This is a genomic window from Geitlerinema sp. CS-897, assembly GCF_028368005.1.
Taxonomy (GTDB): domain Bacteria; phylum Cyanobacteriota; class Cyanobacteriia; order Cyanobacteriales; family Geitlerinemataceae; genus Baaleninema; species Baaleninema simplex.
In genome coordinates this window covers 1-8901 of the sequence record NZ_JAQNCQ010000315.1, presented here as the reverse complement: position 1 = coordinate 8901, position 8901 = coordinate 1, and the positions used below count along the sequence as shown (strand labels likewise).

Genomic DNA, 8901 nt, shown 5'->3' with positions numbered 1-8901 from the left:
ATCTTGGAGATGCCGGGGATCTGGTTCAAACCTCAATTCAGATTTTATGTTTTTTGTCAATCCCCGATCTCGAAAAGTTTTCTGCACCACTGAGGGGAGTAGACCCCTAACTTTAACCATTAAATCTCCCCCTGTGTTCTCTGTGCCTCTGTGGTGAACTCCCCCAACTACCACGGACTTCCCACTAGCATAAACGCCGACCAATAATAAGGATGCGCGAAAGACTTATCCGAAACCCGTTGCACGATCGCCTCCGGTAGCGGCACCGTTCCCCCCAACGTCACCAACTCCCCATTTTCGACTCGCACCTCTTCCCGCAACATCGCTAACTGAGTTTGACGCAACGCCTCAGCCTTAATCGACGCCGTTTTCAACTGCGCGTAAAACTCCGTCATCAACCCCAACGTGCCGTCGTCGCTGACGTACCAAAAACTCCCCAACGCCGTCTTCACCCCAGCCGCCACCGCCAACCCCGCAAACCCCAACTCTGCCTCCTCACTCCCAACCGCCGTTCGACAAGCACTCAACACCAACAATTCCACCGGAGGACGACTCCAATTCAACCGACGCAGGCGATCGAGCCGTAACTTCGTGTCCCACAACTGAATGTAAGAGTTATCCGCCTCACCTTCGACAAACTCCCCGTGGGTCGCCAAATGAACGATACCGTAAGGCGTCCGTTCCCGCTGCGATCGCAAATTCTCCAACGTAAACGCCTCGTTGAGAAACGCCGCACCCGGCCACAACCGTTCTGCAATCGTCGTCACCTCCACGGGAACCGCCGGAAGCGGACTCAACGCCGTTTCCGGGTCGAACTGTGCCGAACCCATCGCCAACACTTGCGCGTCGCGGATATCGCCGTACTCCGTATTCGTCAAACTCAAACTCGGCATCAACCCAACGCTGTAGGATTCAATGAGAAACCCATCCCCATCAAACAACGCCGCCACCGGAAGCGTCCGCAATCCCTCCGGCATCACGAAAGTCAAATTCTCGATGTCGCGATCGCTCAAAACCGTTTCCAGTGGACGAATTAACCACTCGTAAAGCTGCTGAGCTTGAGTGAGATAGCGATCGCCCCGCCGCAGGCGAGGGTTCGTCAGGTTGCCCCGAAACGCCAACGACACCGCCTCCACCCGTTCCCGCGTCGCCTCCGGCAGCACCACCCGAACCGGCGGTTCCGACGCCGTGACCACCAGGATTTCCAACACTTCCCGAACCGCCAAGCGATCGAGATTCAACAGCCCTTGCTTTTGCGGCGTCGCCTCCAACCGTCCCGGTACGAACTGCGCGTATACTAACGCCGGTTTCACCCCCGTCTGCCGTTCGATACGCGCCAAAATCTCGCGAGTTTTCGCCAAACTGACCTCGGGACGGGGTTCGAGTCCCAAATACTCCGTATAGTCTCGGGTATAGCGAATTTCCGGATCGACGATCTCTGACATCGCCACCAACGGAATCTCCCGCAACGGTTTATCGGGAATCCGCTGCAACCGTTCGATGTCGTCTTCGGCATCCGTCGTGTTCGTCGGGTCTCTCCTCGTGGGAGTATCCGGTCTAGACGGCGTCACGATGGTAATATCCCCTTGTCTCACCGTTCCCGGCGGGGCGACAAAGGTAGGATCGATGGCGTTGGCGTCCGCCGTCAAACTGCCTTGCGTCCCGTTCGTCGTGGAGTCTCCCACCACAAACGGGGCGGTGTCGTCCGTCAGTTCCACCCGAATCGACCCCCCTGCGATGGAACTCGTATCGCCACCCACAATTCCCGTGGAGACGAAATCCGAGACCCGTAACTGACGGTGTTTCAGGTCGATCTCTCCCCCCGAAACCGCTCCCCCGGCGTCGATGGAGTCGATCTCCGCATCCCCGAGAGACGACAGTGCGATCGCCCCTCCGTTCCCCACCAACCCTTCCGCATCTACATTTCCCAAACTCAAACGCGTTCGGGCTGAAATCTCGATATTGCCCCCCTCGAGTCCCGTCGCGATGAGGTCGTCCGCCGTTACCGCGTTATCCGAGAAGATCGTAATATCGCCACCGCCGGAAAACAGCGTTCCTGCCGTCACCGCCTCCTGAGAAGCGATCGCAATATCGCCGCCAGCCTCCAACCCCGCCGTATTGACGTTTCCCAGACTTATCGAACCGGGGGCTTCTAAAACGACGACACCTCCCTCAACTCGATCGGTTGCCGTATCGATATCTCCTACCGCGATCGTTCCCGGCGTCGTCGGCGAATCTGACAGCGTAAATCCCGGCGAGGCTCCCGTGGGATCCGACACTGCCACCCCCGCCCGTAAAATTAAACTTGGCAGCGTCGTTAAAACGTCCAAATCTGGGTCGTTGGGAAAACCGCCACTCAACGAAGTATCCGGCGACGTAATCGTAATATTTCCCCCCGAAATACTGCCCCCCGCCTCAATTTTCAGCGCCGCCCCCGTATAATCGCCGAAAGAGACATCGCCAACCGCTAAAATAATCGGATCGAAGAGACTTTGTAGCCTCCCATTTCCCAGAACTCTAAAATCACCGCCACTGCGAAAATGGGAATCCGTCGAAACGATCCCGTTTCCCAACAGAACCAAATCGCCGCCGCTGACGACGGGAGGGGTTTCGAGATGGTTCAACGCCAAAATATCGAGAGTGCGATCGCCCCAAAGTTGCAGCGTTTCCCCCGCTTCGAGGATTAACGGCGTGGCAGGGCGATCGCGCAACCGAACCGTTGCTCCCACCACAGACAAATCCCCGGAAACCCGTACCGTACTGGCTTCGATCTCAACCGTTCCCCCTGCCACCCGTACCGACTCCGCCGTCACCCGCACCTCTCGTAGCGTCGCCGTTTCTCCCCCCGTCAGCAACGCCGGAAGTTGCAGTGGCGTCACCGAAGACACCGACGCGGGAATTTCCAAACTCAACAGAAACCCCGGTTGACTCAAGCGCAAACGATTGCCATCCGACACCGCCGTCACCACGAGAGTTCCCGCCGAGAGACGGTTCGTTGCCGTCACCGTTCCCCCGAGTAATCCCAAGGTTTGCCCCGAAGACACGGATAAATCCGCCTCGCTGACGATGGTTCCAGAACCGTCGAAACGGAACCCGTTCGGTGTTCCCACCAACGCCGTATAATCCGGCGTTCCCACCGCCTCGAACCAACCGCCATCAAAGCCAATTCCCGAGGCGGTAGTGGCGAAGAAAGACGCCGGAAGGTTTAACTGTGCCTGGGGTCCGAAGAGGAAACCAGAGGGATTGAGGAGAAACAGATTTGCCGAACTGCCAGTGAGTTGAAGAATCCCGTTAATTTGGGAAGTACGGGCGCCGACAATGCGTCCGAAGACGTTTTGAATCTCGGGGGAGGTGAGGAAATTTGCCGTTTCTCCCGCATCGAGGTCGAGTTGTTGGAAACTGTGAAAGAGGTTGTCTCCGTCACCCGAAAGACTGCCTCCATCGATGTCGTAGCGATTTCCCGCAGGCGTCACCTGGGTTCCCGTTCCGTCATCCGCCGGAACCACCGATTGAGACAAACTAACTGGAGGAAATGCCCAATGTCCCAACAGAGCCAGCAGCAACGAGGAAACGCCGAGACGAGAAAACCCGAGACGCGCCAAAAAACCTCGACTTCGAGAAAAATCAGCCTTATCACGCGTCTTTTCGCCTTTCATCTCCCTTGCTCCCTTGCTCTCTTGCTCCCCCTCTCCCCTGCTCCCCCTCTCCCCTGTTCCCTTACTCCTCTTTCGCCCAGGATTTCGCCCATTCCAGGGTCGATCGCACCTGTTGTAAATCGGCGGCTTCGCAGTACAGTCGCAACACCGGTTCCGTGCCGCTAAAGCGAACTAGCAACCAGCTCCCGTCTTCGAGGCGAAACTTGTAGCCGTCGGTGGTTTGACAGTCGGTGACGGCTTTTCCGGCGATTTCCGTCAGAGGCTGAGATTCGAGGCGATCGACCAACTTCGATCGGACGTCCATACTCGCCAGAGGTAAATCGATGCGATCGTACTCCGAGAGAAAGCCCGTTTTTTCCTGCAATTCCCGATAGAGAGTGCTGAGGTCTTTTCCCGACTGCACCACCGCCTCGAGGACGTACAGTGCCGACAGGAGGGCGTCTCGTTCGGGAATATGCGTATTGTAGCCGATGCCACCGGACTCCTCGCCACCGAGCAGTACGTCCGCACTCAGCATCCGGTCGGCGATGTATTTAAAGCCGATGGGGGTTTCGTAAACCGGCAGATCGTAGAGGGCTGCCACCCGAGGAATCAAATCCGAGCCGCTGACGGTCTTGACAATTTCCCCAGAAAGTGCTTTGCGTTTTGCTAAATGTTCGATGAGGATGGGAATCAGAGTTTGAGAACTGAGGAAATTACCGTCGCCGTCCACCGCTGCGATGCGATCGCCGTCTCCATCGAATACCAGTCCCACCGAAAGCCCTTGCGTTTCCCGACGGTGCGTTTTAATCTGCTCGAACAGTCCGGTCAGATTGCGCGGTAGCGGTTCCGGAGAACTGCCGCCGAAGAGGGGATCGCGATCGCCGTTGAGTTCCCGTACCGGCGCCTCGAGGAGTTTCGGCAGTCCGCCCGAGGCAGCCCCGTGCATCACATCGGCGAACACCGTCAGCAGTCCCGACTCGAGAACCTCGCGAATCCCGTCGATATCGACTTTCGTTCGTAAGTTCGCGCAGAACTCCGTCCACGGATCGAAAGAGTCCAACCGACCCGGAGACGCCGCTACTAGAGAATCCTCCGACTCTAACATCGCCTCGATTTGCCGCGTGACCTCCGGCGAGACCGATCCCCCGAAAGCCCCCTTAACCTTGACGCCCAAATATTGCGGCGGGTTGTGACTGGCAGTCATCACGATCGCCCCGAGGGCCCCATAGCGGTGAGCCGCCCAACTGAAAGCGGGAGTCGATGCGTAAGTTTGAGCCAGAAGAACGTCGTAGCCAGCCGCCACCAGAGACTCAGCCGCCACCTGAGCGAAATCTTCAGCCATAAAGCGGCGATCGTAACCGACGACGACCGACTTCTTCAAGCGAGCCTCATCACCGTAAGTTTGCTCTAAAACCCGAGCCGCGATCGGGGCGACCCGAGCCACCCGCTCGAACGTAAAATCGGCGGCGATCGTACCGCGCCAGCCGTCGGTACCAAAGCGAATCGGACGAACCGAAAAAGAAACAGAACTGGGGTGAGCCACGATCGTACTGAACCTCTCAAACACAACGGGTCGGGGACGAATCGTCGTTGCTGCCGAACGCTCGCGCCCGTAGAACGGAGTTCTTTAGCAAAGTTCGGCAACCCAGAAGTAATTTAACACGTCATGCTAACGTGATAGTGCCTCGCCCGCGACCCGGCACGCCTACCGTTACGGGCATGGAGAAACGAAGTCCGCCGCGACCGGCGCGATCGTATGCTCGTCCCTACCCCCGTACGTCACGGGCGGTTTGTCTCGCTGTGTTTTTCTCGATGTGAGGGAGTGTTTCCTATGGCTGAAATGGGTCTCAACGTTACCCTAGACGACAACGACAACGAATTTGTCGCCACCCCCGCCAACGATACCGTCTTCGGCGCCGGCGGTAACGATAGCCTCTTCGGATTCTTCGGCGACGACCTCCTTTCCGGTGACGACGGGGACGATATCGTATTTGGCAGCGGTGACGACGACGCGATTTCCGGTGGAAACGGCAACGATGCCCTCTACGGTGAAACCGGCGACGACGCCCTCACCGGCAACGACGGGGACGATACCCTCTTCGGCGGGGCAGAAAACGACTTCCTAAGCGGCAATGCAGGAAACGATGTCCTCTACGGCGAAACCGGCAACGACTTTCTGTTTGGCGGTCTCGACAACGACTTGCTCTTCGGCGGTCTCGGCGACGACATCTTACGGGGCGAAGCGGGAGACGACACCCTCGATAGCGAAGGGGGCAACACCGTCCTCGCCGGAGGCGGCGGTAACGACGTTCTCCTGGGCAGAACCGGTCGCGATACCCTCTTCGGCGGCATTGGAGACGACAGCCTCAACGGTGGCGGAGCAGACGACCTCATCTACGCCGAAGACGGAAACGACCTCATCGGCGGCAGCCAAGGCAACGATATCGTCTTTGCCGGTCTCGGAAACGATAGTGTCTTTGCCGGAAAAGGCGACGATCGCGTCAACGGCAGTGAAGGCAACGACTTCATCTTCGGCGATATCGGTGCCGACGTCCTGACGGGCAACAACGGCAGCGACACCATCTCAGGAAACGCGGGAGCCGATGCCCTCTTCGGCGGGGCAGAAAACGACGTTCTCGTCGGCGGACAAGAAGACGACACCCTGTCTGGAGACAACGGCAACGACACCGTCGCCGGAGACGCCGGCAACGACATCGTTGTCGGGGGCGAAGACAACGACAGCCTCTCAGGAGGAGAAGGAGAAGATATCGTTGCGGGAAACACAGGCGACGACACCCTCTTTGGCGGCGACGGCGACGACGTTCTCGCAGGCGGCAAAGGCAACGATCGCATCCTCGGCGAAGGCGGCAACGACACCGTCAGCGGCGGGGCCGGTGCCGACGTGTTCGCCCTCATCGACGAAGAAGGCAGTGCCGACACCGTTCTCGACTTCAACACGGCCGAAGGCGACAAACTCCTCCTCGGCGGCGGTTTGATGTTCGACGACATCGACATCGAACAAGGCAACGGCTTGAACGTCAACGACACCATTATCAAACGCAACAATTCCGACGTCGTCATCGCCGTTCTCACAGGCGTTCCCGCCAGCAACATCACCGAAGACACCTTTTCCCCCAACATCGACCTGCCCACCGACGGCGATACCGGCGGCGACACTGACGACGACACCGACGACGACGCCAACATCAGTACGACTCCCCAACTGCGCGGTGCCGAACTCCTCGTGGCCGACGTCGCCGGACAAATCGGGCAAGTGGCCGCCAGCGACGCTACCAGCTTCACCGTTACTGCGGTCGAAACCGACGACGGCGACACGGTCGAAGACGCGATCGAGATCGACAACTCCGGTAACATTACCCTCACCGACACCGGAGAGAGTACCCTCAACGACGCCGATGTCGAATTTATCGACGTCAGCATCGAAACCGACACGAACAACTCCGGTACGATTCGCATCTACAGCAACATCGCCGACGCCCTCGAAGACAGCGAAATCGGCAACGACGACGACGTGAGCGTGGGGAACGCCCAAGATACGATCCGCATCGCCGTCGGCACCTACGAAGATAGTTTCGAGATTACCCAAGCCGTAACCCTCATCGGTGTCAACGCCGGACTCTCCGGCAGCGACGAGAACCGAGAGGACGAAGCCAGCATCACGGCCACGGTGGAAATTTCCAGTGCTGACGTTACTCTCGACGGACTCGAATTCACCGCCGACCTCGATGCCGACAACACCGGAGACAACCTCGTTATCACCAACAACGTCTTTACCGGGGCGAGTCTCAGCGTCCAACCCAGCCAAACTCGCACGGGCATCGAAATTTCCGACAACCAGTTTTCAAATACCGACAGCACGGCGATCGACTTACAAAACCTCGAAAACGCCACGGTCAGCGGCAACGACATCGACGTCAACGACGCCTCTACCGACAGCGACGGCATCGCCGCCGAGGATATCACCGGAACGAGTATTTCCAACAACACCATCGCCGTACCTGCCGATGGTGGTTCGGGAATTCAAGTGACCGGGTCTACCGATGCCGATACCCCTGCCAGCGACATTACCGTTTCGGGAAATACCGTCGAGGGCGCCAACGGTGCCGGAACGGCCGACACCGACGGCGGCATTACCCTACGAGACGGCAACTTCAGCAACCTCCGCCTGACCGACAACACCGTTGGTGGGTTTAGTGCTGCCGATACGACGGGTTCGCTCCTGTTCGTGCGCGGTACGGAAATTCCCGACGCCGACGAACTGACGATCGCGGATAATATTTTTGCGGCCGACTCTCCCGGCTTTTCTGTTTTCAGCAATACGGCGGCCGGAGAAGCGACCAGCATTATTCTTGGGGATAACTTCTCCGAAAGTGGGGTCGCTTTAGGGCAAGACGACGTGGCATCTGCCGGAAATACTGATTTCGTACTCTCTTAATTTTGAATGAAACCTTTGAATGGGTGTCCGGTCGATCGAGTCTCTCGGTGTACAGTAGAAGTTGTCTTTCCGGACTCAAACACGCACGTCGGGATGGAGTCGATCCCGGCGTCTTTGCCTCGAACCTGCATCATGGACGTGCAATTTAGCGAACAGTACCCGCTACGAATTCTCTTAGCAGAAGACAATCGGGTCAATCAAAAGGTGTTGCTCCGGCTGCTCAAACGGTTGGGGTACGAGGCAGACGTGGCGAACAACGGTCGGGAAGCAGTGGAATGGGTACGTCGCAAACCGTACGACCTGGTTTTAATGGACATCCAAATGCCGGAAATGGACGGTCTCGAAGCCACGCGGAAGATTTTCGAGGAGTGGCCCCCTGAAGAACGCCCCCAAGTCATCGCCGTAACCGCCAACGTCATGCAGGAAAACGAGGTTGCTTGTCGATCGCTCGGAATGACCGATTTTGTGACGAAACCCGTCAGCCTCGAAGCGATCGTTTTAGCACTCCGTCGCTGCAAACCGATTACGGGACGGTGATGGGGAGATGGGGAGATTAGGAGATGGGGTTGAAGACAGAGTGGAAATTCCTCACTAAAGTTACTCAACCCTATTCATTTCTTATGCTAAAATAACTACATGAGTAAATTTAGGATTTCCGAAGCCGCAAAAATAAAAGGAGTATCGCCATCTACATTAAGACGTTGGGAGTCAGAAGGGAAATTAATCCCTGAGCGCACAGCGTCGGGTCATCGGAGATACGACCTGTCTCAACTGCTTGGTGTTGAATCTTATAGAGCGTACACAATT

At 57.5% G+C, this 8901-nt stretch carries 5 protein-coding genes; 3 read left to right on the top strand and 2 right to left on the bottom strand.

The annotated features are described in order from the left end of the window. Window positions 1-167: 167 nt before the first annotated feature. Together POG22_RS20150 and POG22_RS20145 are read right to left on the bottom strand one after the other, a co-directional pair. Window positions 168-3602, bottom strand: coding sequence for a CHAT domain-containing protein (locus POG22_RS20150; protein ID WP_498906924.1), 3435 nt, complete (start codon window positions 3600-3602; stop codon window positions 168-170). Between the two features lie 115 nt (window positions 3603-3717). Next, a complete protein-coding gene (locus tag POG22_RS20145) occupies window positions 3718-5181 on the bottom strand; it encodes a phosphoglucomutase/phosphomannomutase family protein (protein ID WP_063718790.1) in 1464 nt (487 codons plus the stop codon). A 288-nt stretch (window positions 5182-5469) separates the two neighbouring features. On the opposite strand from POG22_RS20145, the gene POG22_RS20140 reads away from it, so the two are divergent. The 3 genes from POG22_RS20140 to POG22_RS20130 all read left to right on the top strand — a co-directional run. Beyond that, window positions 5470-8094, top strand: a complete 2625-nt coding sequence (locus POG22_RS20140; protein ID WP_498906923.1) for a right-handed parallel beta-helix repeat-containing protein — start codon at window positions 5470-5472, stop codon at window positions 8092-8094. Window positions 8095-8187: 93 nt separating this feature from the next. After that, a complete protein-coding gene (locus tag POG22_RS20135; protein ID WP_498906922.1) occupies window positions 8188-8631 on the top strand; it encodes a response regulator in 444 nt (147 codons plus the stop codon). Between the two features lie 99 nt (window positions 8632-8730). Beyond that, the coding region (locus POG22_RS20130; protein WP_498903026.1) for a MerR family DNA-binding transcriptional regulator at window positions 8731-8901 on the top strand (171 nt) is incomplete at its 3' end.

Bases quoted from the DNA above. Each gene is read 5' to 3' on its own strand.
- POG22_RS20140 (WP_498906923.1), top strand. From the start codon at position 5,470: ATGGCTGAAATGGGTCTCAACGTTACCCTAGACGACAACGACAACGAA.
- POG22_RS20135 (WP_498906922.1), top strand. From the start codon at position 8,188: ATGGAGTCGATCCCGGCGTCTTTGCCTCGAACCTGCATCATGGACGTG.